The sequence below is a fragment of the Streptomyces goshikiensis genome, from assembly GCF_014650555.1.
Taxonomy (GTDB): Bacteria; Actinomycetota; Actinomycetes; order Streptomycetales; family Streptomycetaceae; genus Streptomyces; species Streptomyces goshikiensis.
In genome coordinates this window covers 248,031-265,214 of the sequence record NZ_BMVE01000010.1, presented here as the reverse complement: position 1 = coordinate 265,214, position 17,184 = coordinate 248,031, and the positions used below count along the sequence as shown (strand labels likewise).

General features: G+C 66.7%; 10 protein-coding genes and 1 pseudogene. 5 read left to right on the top strand and 6 right to left on the bottom strand.

What is annotated here, in order from left to right; all coding sequences use genetic code 11:
• Nucleotides 1-839 precede the first annotated feature (839 nt).
• Both IE248_RS26515 and IE248_RS26510 read right to left on the bottom strand, forming a co-directional pair.
• A complete protein-coding gene (locus IE248_RS26515) occupies nucleotides 840-1,274 on the bottom strand; it encodes a hypothetical protein (RefSeq protein ID WP_190031915.1) in 435 nt (144 codons plus the stop codon).
• 1 nt (nucleotide 1,275) lies between these two features.
• Nucleotides 1,276-1,497, bottom strand: a complete 222-nt coding sequence (locus IE248_RS26510; protein WP_190031914.1) for a hypothetical protein — start codon at nucleotides 1,495-1,497, stop codon at nucleotides 1,276-1,278.
• A gap of 88 nt (nucleotides 1,498-1,585) precedes the next feature.
• On the opposite strand from IE248_RS26510, the gene IE248_RS26505 reads away from it, so the two are divergent.
• The gene (locus IE248_RS26505; protein ID WP_190031913.1) at nucleotides 1,586-6,595 is read left to right on the top strand and encodes a hypothetical protein; all 5,010 of its coding nucleotides are present in this window, start codon (nucleotides 1,586-1,588) and stop codon (nucleotides 6,593-6,595) included.
• Nucleotides 6,596-6,964: 369 nt separating this feature from the next.
• Here IE248_RS26505 and IE248_RS26500 read toward each other — a convergent pair whose 3' ends face one another.
• Entirely contained in the window at nucleotides 6,965-8,299 is a 1,335-nt protein-coding gene (locus IE248_RS26500) for a YopA family protein (protein ID WP_190031912.1), read from the bottom strand.
• A 1,410-nt stretch (nucleotides 8,300-9,709) separates the two neighbouring features.
• Here IE248_RS26500 and IE248_RS26495 point away from each other — a divergent pair.
• Together IE248_RS26495 and IE248_RS26490 are read left to right on the top strand one after the other, a co-directional pair.
• A complete protein-coding gene (locus IE248_RS26495; protein ID WP_190031911.1) occupies nucleotides 9,710-10,177 on the top strand; it encodes a hypothetical protein in 468 nt (155 codons plus the stop codon).
• Between the two features lie 2,385 nt (nucleotides 10,178-12,562).
• Nucleotides 12,563-12,865: a hypothetical protein gene (locus IE248_RS26490; protein WP_190031910.1), complete on the top strand. Its 303-nt coding sequence runs from the start codon at nucleotides 12,563-12,565 to the stop codon at nucleotides 12,863-12,865.
• A 104-nt stretch (nucleotides 12,866-12,969) separates the two neighbouring features.
• Here the strand turns inward: IE248_RS26490 and IE248_RS26485 are convergent, their stop codons facing one another.
• From IE248_RS26485 to IE248_RS26475, 3 genes are all read right to left on the bottom strand, one after another.
• A complete protein-coding gene (locus IE248_RS26485) occupies nucleotides 12,970-14,124 on the bottom strand; it encodes a tyrosine-type recombinase/integrase (RefSeq protein ID WP_308438185.1) in 1,155 nt (384 codons plus the stop codon).
• 49 nt (nucleotides 14,125-14,173) lie between these two features.
• Nucleotides 14,174-14,368, bottom strand: a complete 195-nt coding sequence (locus tag IE248_RS26480; protein ID WP_190031909.1) for a helix-turn-helix domain-containing protein — start codon at nucleotides 14,366-14,368, stop codon at nucleotides 14,174-14,176.
• Between the two features lie 165 nt (nucleotides 14,369-14,533).
• Nucleotides 14,534-15,700, bottom strand: coding sequence for a tyrosine-type recombinase/integrase (locus tag IE248_RS26475; protein WP_229895540.1), 1,167 nt, complete (start codon nucleotides 15,698-15,700; stop codon nucleotides 14,534-14,536).
• A gap of 86 nt (nucleotides 15,701-15,786) precedes the next feature.
• Here IE248_RS26475 and IE248_RS26470 point away from each other — a divergent pair.
• Nucleotides 15,787-16,686 (top strand): annotated as a pseudogene (locus IE248_RS26470) (ABC transporter ATP-binding protein); the annotation flags it as partial.
• Nucleotides 16,687-16,814: 128 nt separating this feature from the next.
• Nucleotides 16,815-17,057 (top strand): hypothetical protein, encoded by a 243-nt coding sequence (locus tag IE248_RS26465; protein WP_229895539.1) that lies wholly within the window; start codon nucleotides 16,815-16,817, stop codon nucleotides 17,055-17,057.
• The last annotated feature ends 127 nt before the right edge of the window (nucleotides 17,058-17,184 follow it).

Sequence of the window (17,184 nt, the reverse complement as noted above, 5' to 3'; positions counted from 1 at the left end):
GGCTGTCGCCATGTCCGACGAGTAACCTCTCGTCCGTAGCCTGCGGGCCTCCGTCGCCGCCACTCCCAAAGACGTGCCCCTGCGGCTGCAGACCAATTTCCCGACGGCTATCAGCGCCTACGCATGGCCTGCCAACATGCCCCCGACGCGCGACGAGTTTCGCCACGTCATGCTCGGTTCGATCTTCAGGCCCGAGATCCCCTGGGGCCGACCCGGTACATCCTCATCACCTGTCAAGCATCGGCAACAGGCAAGGGCAAGGGCAAGGGCAAGCTCCACGGAAGCCCAAGTGCCACGCACTGTGGTCGTTCACTTCGGTGAACCAGATGGACATCCCGTTCGGCGAAGCCGTGCAGCGGCTCTGTGCGAACTGCCGGTGGGCTCTGCCCACGGACAGCACTATCCTTCCGCTCGGCGCAGCGGTGAGCGAGGTTGACTCTCTCACCATCTGGCTCGACAGGGATCCATCCCGATGGCTTCGACCTGATCAGGTCTCGTCTTCGGCCCGGTGGGTGTGCTCGGGTCCCGGGTGAGACACGCCTGGGACGGGAGGGTGGTCATAGTCGAGCTCGATCTTGCTGAAGGCTGCGCCGGGGATCGGCGCCGAGTCGTCGTCGGCGGTGATCAGCTGGGCCTGAGAGCCGTGACCTCGGCGAGTACTTGAAAGCGCTCGTAGGTCCGATGGCCACGTGCTTGATCGTCCAGATTGCTCCCAGACGCCTTTCGTGGGGAGTCAATGATCAGCAGCGACGGCACTCGGACGTCTGGGTGCGTGATGCCAAACTCCAGCAGGGAGAGGCTGTACGTGACGTTGATGCAGGTCACAATGCCCCACGCCGTCAGCTTGAAGGCTCTCGAACGAGACATTGTCCACGACAGGCAGATAGGACGCCGGGGCGATAGTCGCGGACTGGATCCACAGCGCAGGGGGGTGGCACGTCGCCGTCCGCTTGCACAGCGTAGGTGTTGAGGGTGGCAAGGGTTCCGGGATCCAGGACATCCACCTGGCCGGATCGGGCATCGTTCACGGTCCTCCTGAGGATCACGTGCTGCTCGCCGATGACGACCTCGGCCTGGGCAGAGACGACGTGATCCCGGACGGCACGGGTCAGTACGATTTTGCCACCCACCACGTGCTTGACCAGCATCAGAAGGCCGGACTTGCCGGTGCCGCTGGGCCCGCTGACGACGGTCGCCGGCCCGTCGAACCGGTAGGTCTTCTCGGCGTCGGCGGTGGTGACGGTGAGGCATCGGAAGCGAAGGTGGACTGCCATGTCAGATCTCCGTCCGCCAGGGCCTGTCGACCGCATCCGGCAGACGGTCGTAGATGAGGGTCTTCAGCGTCGTACCTGACTTGTTGAAGTGCTTCTTGAGGAGAGTGATGCGCTGAGCCACCACTGCCCACTCGTCTGTTTGCGCCAGCATCGCCGCGGCGAACGCGCCGTTCGCTGTGATGCGGAACTCTGCCCGGTCAGTCCTTCGCCGCTTCCATCGCATGCCCCTCTCTCCTGAGAGGGGCCGTTGCACTGACGCGCGCGGCGTCGTGCCCGCCTGTGCTGTCAGTGGTGCGTCCTATGATGCGGAGATGGTGGGGAGCAACGCATCAGAGCAGGTGGCCAGCCCGTACGCGACCGGCGGCGGTGGCACGGTCTTGGAACACGGCTTCGGTGCCGTCCTGCTGACGCACCTCCTCCTCGGCGATCCAGTACCGGCACTGGGCGATGATGTGACGCCGGTGTCCGTACGCTTTCAGGACAGCAGCTTCAGCCCCGTGGACGACCTGATCGTCGTCGGAAACACGGCCGACGGAACGCAGCGGCGGTTGTCGATCGGTGTGCGCCGGGCCCCGGTATTCACGACCAGCGACGTCTCCACGGCGGACCTGCTCGTGTCCTACCTGCGGATCGTCACGGATCATTGGGCCGAGGCCGCCGCGGGGCGTTGGCGGCTGGCGCTCGCCGTGGCCAGTACCAGTCCTGCCGTACGGCAGGTGCTTGAACTGGCCGTGATCGCACGGGGACAGCCCGACGAGGAGTCGTTCCGCGCGGTGATGATGCAGCCTGGACGCACGACCGAAGCGGTTCGCAGCCGACTGAGCCATCTGGACGCGTTGATCGCCCAGGCGGCCACCAGTTCGAAGGTGAGCACCGAAAGGCCTGCCGCCGAGCTGACCTGGCGAGTCCTGCACGTACTCTGGCTGTGGCAGCTGAGGCTGGAGGGGGCCGACGAGTCTGACCGTACGGCGGCCGTGGCCCGCCTGCGGAGTGTCGTTCCCGATGCCTCCGTGGAGGGCTCCGCCACCCTGTTCGAAGCTCTGGGCAAACTGTCTCGGAGCTACGCCCCGACAGCGGCCACCGTCACCGAGAGCATGCTTCGGAGACAGCTCTCCGGGACTGCGGTCGTCCACCGCTCCCCGTCCTACGCCCCAGCCTGGCGTGCCCTCGACGCCCTGTCGGAAACGGCCGAGAACCTCGTGCGGTTCCGGTTGACCAGTGTCGGCGAGAACCTCGAACTGGAGCGCGCCGAAGCCGGAAATGCTCTGGCCTCCGAAGCGAGGGCGGTCGCCTCGCGGGCGACCGCGCTGATCGTCCACGGGGAACCCGACGCCGGCAAGTCGGCCTTGGCCCTGCGTACCGCTGGGCGACTGCGAGCCGACGGAGTCGCGGTCACCGTGCTGAACCTGCGGGAAATCCCCGCAACGCTTGCGGAATTCGAGGCGCTGCTCGGCGCCCGCCTCGCCGCGGTGCTGAGCGCCTCTGCGGTGGGTACGGGGCGTCTGCTGGTCGTCGACGGCGCGGAGTCGGTGCTGGAAGGACGTGCCCAGCTGCTCTCGGACCTCGCGCGGGCGGCCATGGCCGCAGGGCTCGGCGTGGTGGCGGTCACCCGTGCCGACGGTTCGGGAGCCGCACGTGAGGTGCTCGTTCAGGCTGCGGAGAGCGTGACGCGGGACGGCGGAACCGGCGAGGACCTCGTCCGCGAGCACGAGGTCCCCCAGCTGACTTCGGCCGAGATCACGCGGCTCGTCGAGGTCTTTCCGCAGCTGGGGCAGTGGGCCGGTGACCAGCGGACGCGGTGGTTGCTGGGCAGGCCTGGTCTGGTGGACATGCTGTTGCGCGCGGGCCCAGGCGTGGCGGCTCCCCAAGGGGCGGCTTCGGAGGCCGACCTGTTCGCCGCTGTCTGGCGCAACCTTGTACGCCGCGGAGAGGTAATGAGGGTGGGAGGCCCCTCCCCCGACGCTCGCGACCAGTCTCTCCAGGCATTGGCCAGGCGCCAACTACTCCCCCGCGAGACCGCCGTGCCACCGGACCCGACCGCCTTGCCCTCCCTGCGCTCCGACGGTCTGCTGGCGGCGCTCGGCCCGACCAGCGCCTGGAGTCCGTCCGACCGATTCGCCAGCGATCTCGTGCGGGACATGGCGGTGGTGCGGCTACTCGTCACAGACGGCTTCGCTCTCCTCTCGACCGCCGACGCGCCGCGCTGGGCGCTGCGTGCCGCGCGCGTCGCGTGCCAGGCCCATCTACTCGGCGCCGATGACGGCGAACGGTCCCTCGCCCACCTGCGCACCGTCTTCGACGGGATCGCGGCCGACCACGGCGAGCGGTGGTCGGATGTGCCGTGGGAGGCGGTGCTCACCCTCGGTGCCGCCGGAACGGTACTCGGGCGCGTGTGGCCCGCGCTGCAGACGGACCAGCAAGCCGGCTTGCGCACGGTGATCCGGCTGGCCATGCAGCGTTACGCGTCCCATGGCGTCGGCGACCCGTTGGTACTCGCGCCCTTGGTCGAGCTGGCCTTCTGCCACCCGCACGACGCCGGCTCCGACAGCGGCTCACAAACCACCTACGAGGTGGGTCACAGCGTCCGCGAACTGGTGCTGGCGTGGCTGTATGGCCTGGTGAAAGCCGAGACACGCGGGCCAGTCCCGATCCGTCAGTCGCTGCGGGACCGCGTGCTCGCATCCGATCCGGAGCACTCGGACGAATTCGCAGTGGAAGCCCTGGCGATGCTCGGCCCCGACCTCGACGGCCGGACCGAGGCCTTCCTCAGGGGAATCGCCAACAACCGCAGTTCGCGTCTCGAGCCCGCCGTGGAGAGCTTCTGGGCCGCGACGGAGATGGCCAGGCATCAGCCGGATCTGCTATTGGCCCTCGCCGAGTCCTACTACATCGAACAGCACGACCCTGAAAAGGCCAGATACGACTGGTCCCGCTCGCACCCGTTCGACGACGGCATTCGACATCACCGCGCCCGCGGAGGCCTTGCCGAGCGGCTGACCGGGTGGTATCGCGGTCCCTTCTGGCCGCTGCTGAAGGAGCACGCCGTGCCTGCCCTGGCGCTGATCAACCGGATGCTCGACCACGCGGCGACCGTCCAGGTCGGGAACCACGGCGACGATGTCCGGGCACCTGCTGACGAACCAACCGGAGTCGAGCTGGAACTGGCGGGGGTGGTCCGGCACTGCATCGGGGACGGGCAGGTATGGGCCTGGTATCGGGGGTCGTCAGTCGGCCCGTACCCGTGTGTGAGCGCGCTGCTCGCGGTCGAGCGCATGGCGGACCAGCTCGTGGCCATCGCCGGCATTCCCCCCGCCCGGGTCGTGGACCTGCTGCTGCGCGACTGCAACAACTTGGCCATGCCCGGTCTGGTCGTCGGATTCCTGACCCGCCATCTGGAACAGGCCAGCGACTTGCTGATTCCCTGGATGCGGGATCCGAACGTGTGGCAGCTGGAGTTCGCACGAGTCGACGGTGAAGGAGTACTGCACGTACAAGGCCCGGACGAGCCCGATCTCGTCGGGCAGTCCCGCCGCCGAAGCAGCCCGCGCGACATCGCCGCCGAACTCACCATGCGCGCGTTCCTCTCCGGGGACCAGGGCCGACTGGACGAGCTCGCGGCCACTGGGGAGGAACTCGTCCGCCGCGCAGAGGAAGTGGTCGCCGGCTCTCAGGATGCTGCGGAGACTGACCGCTTTCTCACCTCGGTACAAGGATGGGCGGCGACGTTCAGGCCGGAGAACTTCCATTTGGAGACCGACGGATCCGGCAACCTGACAGCGCAGTACCAGCATCCCGAGCCACTGGCGACTCACATGCGGCCCGAGCTTGAGATGCTTGACCGTGTCAGCCAGGCCCTGCGCCTGCAGAACGCCTACGCCGGATCCGATAGTCGCACCGCCCCTCCCGACACCCTTCTGGTCGACATCGCCCTGGCGCGGTCCCTGGGCGACGACACGCCCGATCTTCCCATCGACCGGCTCGACCCGATCGCCGCCGTCGCCGCCACCGCTTCCGTCGCACAGGCTCGCGGACGGATCCAAGTTCCAGTCGACGACCTGCGGTGGGCAACGACCGTCCTCATCAAGGCGATCACCGAACCGCACCGTATCGAATACGTCTCGTCCTCTTTCAACTCGATGGGAGCCGACAGGTCCGCGGCGACCGGCCTGGCAGCCCTCCTGGCCGTGCCATCCGACGACGCCATCCTCGACCGGCAGGCAGTCATCGACGCCCTCACCCGCTGCAGCACGCACCACTTCGACGAGGTGCGCATGGCGTTCGCCACGGCTCTCGAACACGTCTGGGCCGCGCCATGCGACACCGGCCAACCTCCGGGCCCGTGCCGCCACCAGGCGGCGCTCGACGCGGTGGAGGCGGGACTGCAGGACTGTCGACTGGGCGACTGGGATCCGGAGACCGGCACACGGGAACGACCTCAGCTCTACGGCCCTTACGAACAGTCCCTGCCTGCAGTCGAAACGGAACAGCTGTACCTGATCTCGCTGATTCCCCCGCTTGTCGCCGCCGGTTCAGCATCCCTCAGCGACAGCTGTGTGGCGGAACGGGCGAGCGGACTCACCGCAGTCCTGCTCGCCGCCCATGCCCGCTCCACCGACCATTGGGCGAAGGAGGGGTACAAGAACCGGCACAGCAGACGAAGCGCACGTCTCATCGTCGACTTGGCAGTCAGCGGCGCCACCGAGCCGCTCAAGGCACACGCATGGCACTTCGCCACCAACAGCCGCGCCCTGCACGAGTTCCTCCGCGACCTCACCGTGCTCTTCACCTACGACGACGGCCTGCGTACGTCCCTCCCGACCGTCTGGCCCGTCGTCATGGAGGCCGCCCTCGACGCCATCGGCGACAGCACCGGGCTGCGCACCAGCCATCACTGGGACGGCCGCGCGCTGGGGTCGCTCCTGCCCACGCCCGAGATCGACATGAGTGACATCGACATCGACGCGACCCTGGCCCGCGCCCGGGAGGACTGGCTACATCCCGACATCCTCACCGGCCTCTTGGACCGCTGGACAGTGCTCGCCCGTCAGGAACCGGAGGCCCTCGACGCGCTCGCACGTCTCGGCAAGTGCGCCCCGCTCGTGTGGCAGAGGGACACGGGGCTCCGCTTGGCGGAGCGACTGATCGACGGCGACCATCGCATCGCCGCGAACAGGTGCTGGTACCTCCCCGACTGGCTCGGGGCACTGCACTCGCGCGATGCCATGACACCGGACCAGATCGCGCGGTGGCGACGCCTCGTCGACGGGTTGGCGTCCGCAGGTGACCACCGGGCGGCGGACCTACAGCGCATGGAGGAATGAACCTGGCGCAAGGCCCCCGGGGTGCGGGGGGCAGCCAGCCTTGTGTTCGCCCAGGACCGGCTCCGGCGCCAGGGCACACGTTCCAGCGAGGTACCGATCAGCCTCTATCTCCCACACGGGGCACCTTCAAGATCGCGGCTTCATTCCGATGTCAAATGGTTGGTATGGCTGGGGGCAACAGTCGACCTCCGGTCTCCGAATCGGGACTCGGACGCCGCCGTCCTCAGCAGGGGATGCGGTGGCGCACGATCCGCAAGGCTGCGACTTCGCAGGACATCAGCCGCAACGATGTCGCCCAGCACCTCGTACGACCGCAGGGGCCTCCAAGCCCGGAAAGAGCGCTGTCGACTCCTGAAGGCTTGCTCGACCTCACACCCATGGGACGGGCTCGGTCTCACCAACCAACCTGTTGGTCTTGGAGAGATCCTGGTAGGAGCCCAGGTAGCCGATCGAACGGAGCACCAGCAGCGCGAGGTAGTGGCGGGTCAGGAGCCAGATGTCGGTGACCAGTCCTTGGACGCCGTAGACGGGCTCTTGTGTCTCCTTGGGATGCACAAGACGGTTACGGACTCGGGTGACGACGTCGGCGCCGTCCGCCGGCCGAGCGCCGTTTACCTGCTGTCTGGTCGCATAGGCAGCGGCTGCCGGCAGACGGTCTGCGCGCACCCTCAGATCGACCCCGGACTCCGTCAGGAGCGTACGCAGCTTGTCATGAGCCGGCCGTGCACGGGATGCGTACTCGGCTTCCGTGAGCCGGCCGCTGAGCACGAGTTCCTGCCACATCACATGCTCCAGTCCGGCAGCTCCGCTCATGATCCGCTGTTCGACAAATCCCCGATCGGCAATGGCAGTGATCGCGTACTGCATCTGCAGGCGAAGCGCCTGCCCCTTGTCGGGATCACGGAAGGCGGGCAGGAGGCAGGCCAGCAGACCTGCCAAGGACTCCTGGTCTTCGGGATACCACCAGCCGGAGCTGATGCGGCGTGCTGGGTCACAGAGCATCGGACCCCACTGGCCCCACACCGCATGCTCCTGGTCGTTCAGGCCGACGGGCAGGGCGGGGGCAACCCACCGGCCGAGCGCGAAGGACAGCCCGACGTGCAGCGCACTGAGAACCGGGGTGACCTCGGCGGCCGTGAACGTGGTTCCGTCCAGCCGACGGATCTCCATCACATGGGTCATGACGTAGACGTCAGCCTGGCGGACACCAGAAAAGACGGCCTCGTGGTCGGGGCGGACGTCGAGCGTGATCATCCATCCACCCGCCACGTACACACTGCGCCCGGCCGACACCAGTCGCGGCGTTCCGTCAGCAGCATGAGCCTCGAGGTGGGCTGATCCACGCCATCGCGGCAGGTTGAACCAGTGGGCAACAAGACGGTCGAGCGGGGCGGTGCGGTCTCCGTAGGAAGTGCCGTTGGACCAGCCGCTCACAGCGTCTCTGGCGGACACCGGCAGTTCGATGCCGAGGTCGAGCAGACTCAGCTCAGTCCTGTCCATAGAGGTGGGGTCATATTCCTCGGTACGCAACTGCCAAGAGATCCCGGGCTTCGGGGAGCAGTCATACTGGACAACCCCGGGCACCTCAGTCCCGGCCGGTCCAATGGGTCCGTCATAGAGGGTGATCGGCTCCCCTGGCGCATTGAAGGGGTACATCGGCGCCAGGGGCTCCTCAGCCTTGAGCTCAGTCGATGAAGCAGACATGTGCCGCACTCTAAACGTCGCCACCGACATGTGCCGCGCAGTGCCGCCGGGCACTGCGCGGCTCCCCCTTGCAAGCTCAGCTCTCCACAACGCGTGCTCGGACGACAACCCGCGCCGCGAACAGCCCTGATGTCATCGGGCAGACCACCGGACTGACCGGCTTCTTGCGAGAGATCGTCCAAAGAGCCACCAGCGTCTATGGGACGACCGGCGTTCGCGGGAGCGGTTGTGGCTCGCCAGCCTACCGGCCTCCGTACGAAGCCCCGTCGACCGGCCCGACGGCATCCTGCTCACCCTCGACCACGTGCCCCAGGCCGCCCCGCCGCCGCTGCCGGAAGTGCTGGACGGGTGGGCGTCCCCTGAACTGTGCCGGGACGCGGACGGTGAGGATCTTCGCTCGCGAGCGAAGGACCGGGGAAAGAGTTGGTGCGGGCCGAGAGCGGTCGCCAATGGCGAAGACCTGTCACGACGCCGGTTGGATCGGGGCCGACGTCGAGCGCCTATGCCACGAGTAGCGTAAGTACCGCAACTTCGTACATCCGCGCGCCGAGGTCCGGGAGGCTCACGCCCCGGACCGCGACACCCTGGACATGTGCTGGCCCGTGAGTAAACGCGGTCCTGAACGGCCTCGCCGACTCCCAGCCCAAGGCAATCTGATCATCCGAACCGTGCCGCGCGCAGCTCGTCAGACGAGTCGGAGCACGGGGCGGCCGTCCGGCACCCCCAGTAGCTTCAGTGCGCGGTCACCACCTCGTTCGGCGCGGGCCCACGACCCTTCGGATCTCTCGGCCTTGGAGGGGCCGCGAGCCACTGGCCCATGCGACCTCGATCCGGTGTGGCGCCCGGGCAGCCAACCGCTTGCCCCGTCCAATCCCGATCGCACCCGATCCCTGCCACTACAGCACAACTACGGGCCAGGCAGGCACCAGCCAGACCAAGATCCGGACCATTTCCGGACCAGCCCCCGCTAGGGGGTCTCACCTCCTGCCGTTCCCCCTGGTCAGCATGGGTGCAGCTGCTGTACCAACAGCAGACCAAAAATCTGCCGGTCTGTGCACTCAAAGGCGCTACCGACCAGAGCCGCCCTGGATGCGGCCATTCGACTCCCCAAGAGGGACAATCGCGGAATGGCCTCCCGGAGGCCTGCCACTCGCCTACACACGGCCCCCGCCCCCTCGCTCGGAGGAACCGGGCAAATAAGGTTTTGTCACCTGTCTGCAAGCTCCGTCAACCCCCCACGCACACACCTCAGCAACGGATCGCACAGCTCGACCGGATCCGCCATGAAGGTCGCAGGTGCTGGCACCGCCCGTCGCGGGCAACCCGGCTCAGCGCAACCCGAGACCCAATCTGTTACTCGCCAGTATTGTCAACAGAACTTCCAACAAAGTCGATTACAGCCCGCGACACATGGGACTCGACCGCCGACACCTGATGCGCGGACAGCGCACGGACCTGCGGATCTACCGGGACGTGATGCGCGAGGACCACGTCCCTCACGAGTCGTCCACCCGTCTGCCGCCACCGGCGGTCGCTGGTGACGACCCGGCCGCGCAGTTCGCGATCGGCCTGCAACTCGGCAACGTGTGGCGCACCTGGCACCACAACCCGGACGTGGCAGGTGTCTTCACCCGGTTGTGGCTGGCCACCACGGACGCGACCTCGTGGGCGGCGGTCGACTGTGACGGCACGAGGGGCGAGCGGTACACCGTGTGGGGGTACGGGCCGCGCCGCCTGTGGAGCGAAGTGACGGCCGCCTACCGCTGGTGGGACGCGGCCGGCTGGCCCGGTCCCGGGCGGTTCGGGATGACGGTCAGCCCGGACGGCTCGCTGGCGTGGCTCGACACTCCTGACCGGATCGTTCCGCAGACCGGCTGACCCCGGGGCCGTCCCCGATCGAGTGGATCGTTCCCGAAGCCGTCCCCGTTTGGGGGCGGCTTCGGCACTTTGACATGCAGCAGAAGGCGAATCGACGAGCTCGCGCGCACCTTCAGGCAACGGGATGACGAACGGAAGGTACCGACCGAGCAGCATTGTCGTATATGACCGCCAGACCATGTTCGGCGGCGTTGCGATCCTCAGCCCCCCGGGGGGGGGGACCGCCACCTCCAGTACAGACGCCGGTGGACGCGCGTCACCGTGCGTTGCGATCCTCGCGCTCTGGGGGCGACCGCCCGGACCGCGCCGTCCCGCATGGACTGCCAGTGGCTGATGTTGCGATCCTCGGCCGCCCTGGGGGGCGACCGCCACCCGATCAGACTCGTGCTCTCGCCCGTGAGGTAGGTGGCGTTGCGATCCTCGGCCGCCCTGGGGGGCGACCGCCACGCTGTGTGACCGACTCCGACGTTCGTGATGCCGATCATGTTGCGATCCTCGGCCGGCGGGGGCGACCGCCACCGACCGCTTCGGCTCGGCTTGATGGGGGATGCGGCAGGCGCGACCGCAGCCGCCACGGAAGTGCTTGGGGACCAGATTAGGGTACTTGGAATGGAACACCCCATCGCCCTCAGGACTCGCCAGAACCTAGCCCAGTGGATGGGTGTCCAAGGAGATCCGGGCGGCACAGCTGCCGGGACAGCTGAGGTACTGGAGGTCTACATCAGAGTGCTGGGAGCAGAGCATCCGGACACCCTCTCGACTCGGGACAACCTGACTTACTGGCGGGGTGTGGCCGGGGATCCGGCCGGAGCAGCCGCAGCGGCCGCTGCTCTCCTGGAGGACCGGTTGCGATTCTAGGCCCGGAGCACCCGGACACCCTCAGCTCCCGGAGTAGCCTCGCCAAATGGCAGGGTGAGTCAGGAGATGTGCCAGGCGCGGCTGGCCTCTTGGCTGAGCTGCTGGAAAACTACGTGCGGGTGCTCAGACCGGACCACCCCGACACACTCGCAGTCCGCAATGACGTCAGCCACTGGCAGGACAGCAGCCTCACAGAGGTGGAACTGACGTTTGCTGACTATCGCCACCCGAGCCGGGGACGGTCGCTCAGCAAGACGCTTACACGTGGGGCCGAGCGCTTGGTGTTTCGCTAGCTTTGTGATGCTGGGCTACGACGTCAGAGTTTCCGCCCGACGCCAGGGCTCCATGGCGAGGGCGTCCGGGTAGGCGAGTGAACAGACACTGCGCCAGGACCTCACGTCGGCGTCCCACTCGATTCTGTGGACAGCGCTGGGTTCCTGAGGCGGTGTCCGCTCGGCTGAGCTCCAGCGCTACTGCTCCCAGACGGCGGGCGGACGGAGACCTGTTGCCGGTCTCTGCCATGCCGACCAGGATGAGCCACCTCGCATGTCCGACGCCACCCGAAGGCTCCTGGTCGCGCTCAGCCCGGAGTGCTTCATGTCCCACCCGACCCGGCAGCTCCCGCAGCCCCACGACATCGTCGCCATGGAAGACCCCGCCGCGACGAAGCCCCGGCGTCCCTCTGCAAGACCGGCCAACAGCCGGAGTCGCCTAACCGCTGGCATCTGATCCATCTGCGCTTCGGCTGCCAGCGCCGCCGCGAAGCGGGTGAACTCACCGAACCAGAACTCCGTGCGGTCCGCTTCACTCTGGACCGGCGCACGGCCGCGGCCCGGCACTACGCCGCCGGTCGGGCGGGACGCGAGGCGCGCCCGCAGCGGGCCGTCGTATCGGCGGCCATGCCGGCGGCTGTGGGGCCCGCCTCTCGGGCAGGTCGGCGGCGGCGATCTGGGTCTGGTGCGGCCGATCAGGTGGCCTTTTTCACTCCCTTGGGGCGTCGTGTGTTCCAGACGGCGGACCCCATGTCAGCGCTGGTGCCTACGGTCGGCGCCATGTCCGAACCTCTGTCGCGCACCCGGCCACCGACCCGCCGCCCCGGGGTAAGTCGTCCCACGAGCCGCGGATACTGACCGTCGGACTCGCCGGTATCCTGCGGCGGGTCCCAGCCGCCTACTACCGTTCTGGACGCTTCGCTGGCCGGCTGATCACCGCTCCGTACTTTCGTGCCTCCTGCGGCATCGAAGGCGAATGCCCGGTACCTGTCCGGATGGCTCTGCACCGGCCCGTGGAGACCACCGGCCGGCGCCTGGTCGTTGTGGACGACATGCACAGCCTCTGGGCCATGAGCTTCGCCGCCTGCCATGACAACCGCCTGTACAAAATCATCGGCTTCTACTGACGTTGCCGTCGGCCCCGAATGCCGCCACGCGCGACGCCCCGCCCGGCCCCACCCCACGCCGCTCGCCACCCCGCGCTCGCCGTGGGACGCCGCCACCCGAGCTCCCGTATTCGAAAGGACCTGTGCAGGTGACCACCGAGATCAAGAGGGCGTTCCGCTTCGCCCTCGACGTAGGCCCGACCGAGATCGTGATCCTCCAGCGCTACGCGACCGCGTCCCGCTGCGCCTTCAACTTCGCCCACGCCTTCTTCCTCGCCGCCGACCAGATGTGGCAGCGCGGCCGCGACGCCCTGATCGCGGCCGGCATGAACCGGTCTGAGGCCAACGCCAAGGCCCCCAAGGTCAAAAGGCCGGCCGGGACCGCGCACAGGCATTCTGGCGCGAAACCAGGGGTCAGCGGTTCTCCTGGCTCTTCGGATGCCGCCGCCTGATTGTCCGCTATGAACGCAGGGGCAGTCACTTCCTCGCCCTCGGGCGCGCCGCAGCCATAGCCTGCTACAAGACGATCACCAAGATTACCACGCCAGACACCGCCCTAGGCTGCAAGGCCGAGGTCCAGCAATTTTGCTGCCTGGCCTAGTGTCCCAGGCATTAGATGTCGGTAGACCTTGAAGGTGACGTCGATATTCTTGTGCCCCATCCATTCGGCGACATCCGTGATAGGGATTCCGTTACTGAGACAGTTCGAGGCAAAGAAATGCCGCAGACCGTAGATGGCCAGGCCGGTCGGGACAGGTGACTCATACTCCTTCCTAAGACGTTGCCATTGATTTTGAAAGAGGTAGGGCTGGAAAGGGAGAGCGGCGTCCTTGGGGTGTCGAAGCAGGTAGCCCTCCTTGGTTCCATTCTTTTCCACGTACCGCTCGATGGTGCTCCTGACGCGCCGGGGCAGTGGGACTTCGCGGTAATCCCCGGGCTTTCGATGTTTGAGTGGCCCGTACGTCTTGGTGGCCTGATTGACCTGCTCGGTGACTCGATACACATCGTCCGCAACCAGGTTGCGGAGGTTGACTGCGGCAGCTTCACCGTTGCGTAGCCCGCATCCGCTCATCAAGTCGACCAATAGCTGGAAGGCTTCGTCACCGCTGGAGCGTAGCGTTGCTACCTGATTCGGATCCGGTATGACACTGCGGCTCGGCGTGTACTGGGGTGGGTTGACCCCATGCAGAGGATTATCATCGAAGATTCCCATGCGGTGTGCATCAAGCAATATGGATGAGAGCTTATCGAAGGCGTTAGATTGTGCCGCTACGCCGACCCCAGCGGACTCCATGTCGCAAATGAAACTTTCGACGACCCTGCGGTCGAAGCTATTCATACGCCGACCACCCAGGGCCGGCAGCAGGTGATTGTTGAGCAAGGAATCGAGGTGTCTAACCGAGGATTCTGCTAGATGACGCTGCCCAGCTCGCCATTCCGCTGCATACTCGCAAAAACGCATCGGGCCGTACTTTTCTATTCGTTCAGCCTTCGCCTGGCTTTGCCGCTTCTTTCGCTTTGTATCGTAGACTTCGGCGAGTCGCACGATGGCCTTCTCCTGCGTGGCGAATCCCGATTCCTGGACCTGACGTCCAGATGCATCACGAAAACGAATCCTGTAGTCGTGCGGGCATTTAGACCACTTGACCTGTGGGTGATCGCAGGATTTGAAGAAGGTGCCCATACCGCGTACCAGCTTGCTCGTTGCCACCTTGAGAGTAATCCTCTGCTGTGCGTTCCGTGTCTATGGTGAGGGTTGCTTATGCCGCAGAGAGAACCTTCTGTTGTCCGATCCACACCTGCACCTCGGATACCTTGAATTGGATTTTCGCATTGCGCCCCTTTCCGAACTTGTAAGGCGTCAGCCCTGAACGTGCGGCCTCTCGATAGACCCACGGCAGCGACATGTTGAGATGTACTGCGAGCTCCTTCGCGGTCATGAACTGTGCGGGCATACTGCTCCTTCCGTCGGCTAGGGCCCCGTTGGATCCATAGTGCGAAGAATCCCCGGTTTGGCTGACCGGGGATCACGTGTTATGCAGCAGGATCCATGTGGTGGGCGGGCCTCCCCGTTCCGCACCCGGATTCCGGGGAAGAGGTTCGTAGCGGCGCCTCTCGGCTCATCCAGCCAGCCCGGCGTCAAGGAGTTTGGCGGCTGTGCCGACCGATCCGGGCATGAGGTGGCGGTAGATCTTGAAGGTGACGTCGATGTTCTTGTGCCCCATCCATTCGGCTACGTCCGTTATGGGGATGTTGTGTGTGAGGCAGTTCGAAGCGAAGTAGTGACGGAGGCTGTAGATGACCATGCCTTGAGGCGTGTCGAGTTCGCCTCGTCTCCTCAGTCGCTGCCACTGGTTTTGGAAGAGGTAGGGCTGGAAGGGGAGACCGGCGTCCTTCGGGTGACGCAGCAGGTAGCCATCGGTGGCGCCGTGCTTCTCGGCATACGATTCGATCGCGTTCTTTGTCCGCTGGGGAAGTGGGACGTCGCGGTACTCACCGATCTTGCGGTGCTTGAGGCGGTCGTACTGCTTGGTGACCTGGTTGACTTGCTCGGTGACGCGGTAGACGTCGTCGGCCACGATGTTGTTGAGGTTGATGGCGGCGGCCTCGCCGTTGCGGAGGCCGCAGCCCGTCATCAGGTCCACCAGTAGGTGGAAGACGTCGTCTCCGGTGCGACGAAGGGCCCTGAGCTGCTGAGGCGAGGGGATGACGGCGCGCTTGGGGTCGTACTGGGGTGGACTGACACCCAGGAGGGGGCTGTCTTCGAAGATGCCCAAGCGGTGTGCGTCGAGGAGGATCGACTTCAGCTTGTCGTAGGCATTGGACTGCGTTGCCAAGCCGACGCTGTTGCGCTCCATGGTGCGAATGAAGCTGTCCACGACCTTGGCGTCGAATGTGCTCATCCGCCGGCTCCCGACAACGGGGTAGACGTGGTGCTGGAGGAGCGAGTCCAGACTGACGACTGTCCCCGGACCGAGGTGACGCTGACCGGCCTTCCACTCGGTGGCGTACTCCTCGAAGCTCATGTGTCCGTACTTGGCGATGCGCTCGATCTTCGCTTCGCTCGCCTGGTTCGCGGGGGAGGAGGCCTTTCGCGCTTTGTAGACAGTGGTCAGTCGGTCGATGGCTTTGTCGGAGGTCTCGAAGCCCGACTCCTCGACCTGGCTTCCGGCAGGGTCTCTGTAGCGGACCTTGTAGAAGTGCGGGCAGTTCGCCCATCGGGACATGGGGTGCTCGCAGTCCTTGAAGAAGGAACCCATCCCGCGGGCAAGTCTCTTGGTTGCCATGTGTGGCCTCCTCGGATGCTGATGCTGACGGTTTGCTGACCGTTGACGATCCGAAGGGCCTCTGAACTGCGGAAACGTTCCTGGGTATCGAGTTCGAGTTCAACCAGATCTACCGTCGTCTGGAGAGCTCGATGACGGAGGCCGCGCAGTTCACGGCGCTGCTCCTGACCCCGGCGACGGTGCTCGACCCGCAGTCGCCGGAGCCGGCTCCGACCCGGGCCGCCGACGTGCGCTTCGAGAAGGTGACCTTCGCCCACGCGGGCTCGGGTCCGCTCTTCGAGGGGCTGGACCTGGACGTGCCCCATGGGGCGAAGATCGGGCTCGTGGGCCGCTCCGGCGGCGGCAAGACCACGCTCACCCGGCTGCTGCTGCGGATGACGGACATCGACGCGGGCCGGATCCTGATCGGGGGGCAGGACATCAGCCGGCTGCGCCAGCGCGATCTGCGCGGCCTGATGGCCTACGTACCGCAGGACCCGGCGATGTTCCACCGCACCCTGCGGGAGAACATCGCGTTCGCCCGGCCGGAGGCGAGCGACGCCGAGGTCCGGCGGGCGGCCGAGGCGGCGCACGTCACGGAGTTCGCCGACGCGCTGCCGGACGGTCTCGACACCATGGTCGGCGAGCGCGGCGTCAAGCTGTCCGGCGGGCAGCGCCAGCGGGTCGCGCTGGCCCGGGCGATCCTGCGCGACGCGCCGATCCTGCTGCTCGACGAGGCGACCAGCGCCCTGGACTCCGAGAGCGAGATCCTGGTCCAGGAGGCGCTGTGGGGCCTCATGGAGGGGCGGACCGCCCTCGTGGTGGCGCACCGGCTGAGCACGGTGGCGCACATGGACCGCCTCGTCGTCATCGACCACGGTCGCATCGTGGAACAGGGCACGCACCAGGAACTGCTCGCCTGTGACGGCGCGTACGCGAAGCTGTGGCAGCACCAGTCGGGCGGCTTCTTCGACGACAGCGCCGCGCACTCCCCCGACCTGCGCTGACCGCGGGCCGATGTCCTTCCTGTGTCCGGCATTGGAGTGACGCACCGTATCCAGTGACCTTCCGTGACGTTGAACCGGCCGACGCACACCTTCCGTTCCGCGTCATCCAGAGATCCTTGGGAGTAGTCATGCGTATGCGCTCTGCCCTGACCGCCTCTGTCCTGGCCGCCGGCATCCTGGTTGGCGGCGCCGGCGCCGCCCTGGCCGACGGGGTCGACGCCGAGTACTTCTCCGGTGGGCACAAGAACTTCTCGTCCTCCTGCTCGTCCGCCGCCGCCGTTCCGGCGCTGTTCGGTCCCGTGTACACCTCGAACTGTTCGAGCGAGGGTGAGAAGGAGTGGGCCAAGTTCGCCCACCTCGGCGCCAGCTGACACCCGGACGGCAGCTGCGCGGGGGCGGTCGGCGATCACGTCGGCCGCCCCCGCAGTGCGAGCGGCGCCGGTCCTTCGATGGAGGCCGATGACAAAAGGCCCCGGCCTCCATGAGGAGGCCGGGGCC

Coding starts and splice junctions, on each gene's coding strand:
- IE248_RS26515 (WP_190031915.1), bottom strand. CDS start 1,274: ATGGCAGTCCACCTTCGCTTCCGATGCCTCACCGTCACCACCGCCGAC.
- IE248_RS26510 (WP_190031914.1), bottom strand. CDS start 1,497: ATGCGATGGAAGCGGCGAAGGACTGACCGGGCAGAGTTCCGCATCACA.
- IE248_RS26505 (WP_190031913.1), top strand. CDS start 1,586: ATGGTGGGGAGCAACGCATCAGAGCAGGTGGCCAGCCCGTACGCGACC.
- IE248_RS26500 (WP_190031912.1), bottom strand. CDS start 8,299: ATGTCTGCTTCATCGACTGAGCTCAAGGCTGAGGAGCCCCTGGCGCCG.
- IE248_RS26495 (WP_190031911.1), top strand. CDS start 9,710: ATGGGACTCGACCGCCGACACCTGATGCGCGGACAGCGCACGGACCTG.
- IE248_RS26480 (WP_190031909.1), bottom strand. CDS start 14,368: ATGCCCGCACAGTTCATGACCGCGAAGGAGCTCGCAGTACATCTCAAC.
- IE248_RS26475 (WP_229895540.1), bottom strand. CDS start 15,700: ATGGCAACCAAGAGACTTGCCCGCGGGATGGGTTCCTTCTTCAAGGAC.
- IE248_RS26465 (WP_229895539.1), top strand. CDS start 16,815: ATGCGTATGCGCTCTGCCCTGACCGCCTCTGTCCTGGCCGCCGGCATC.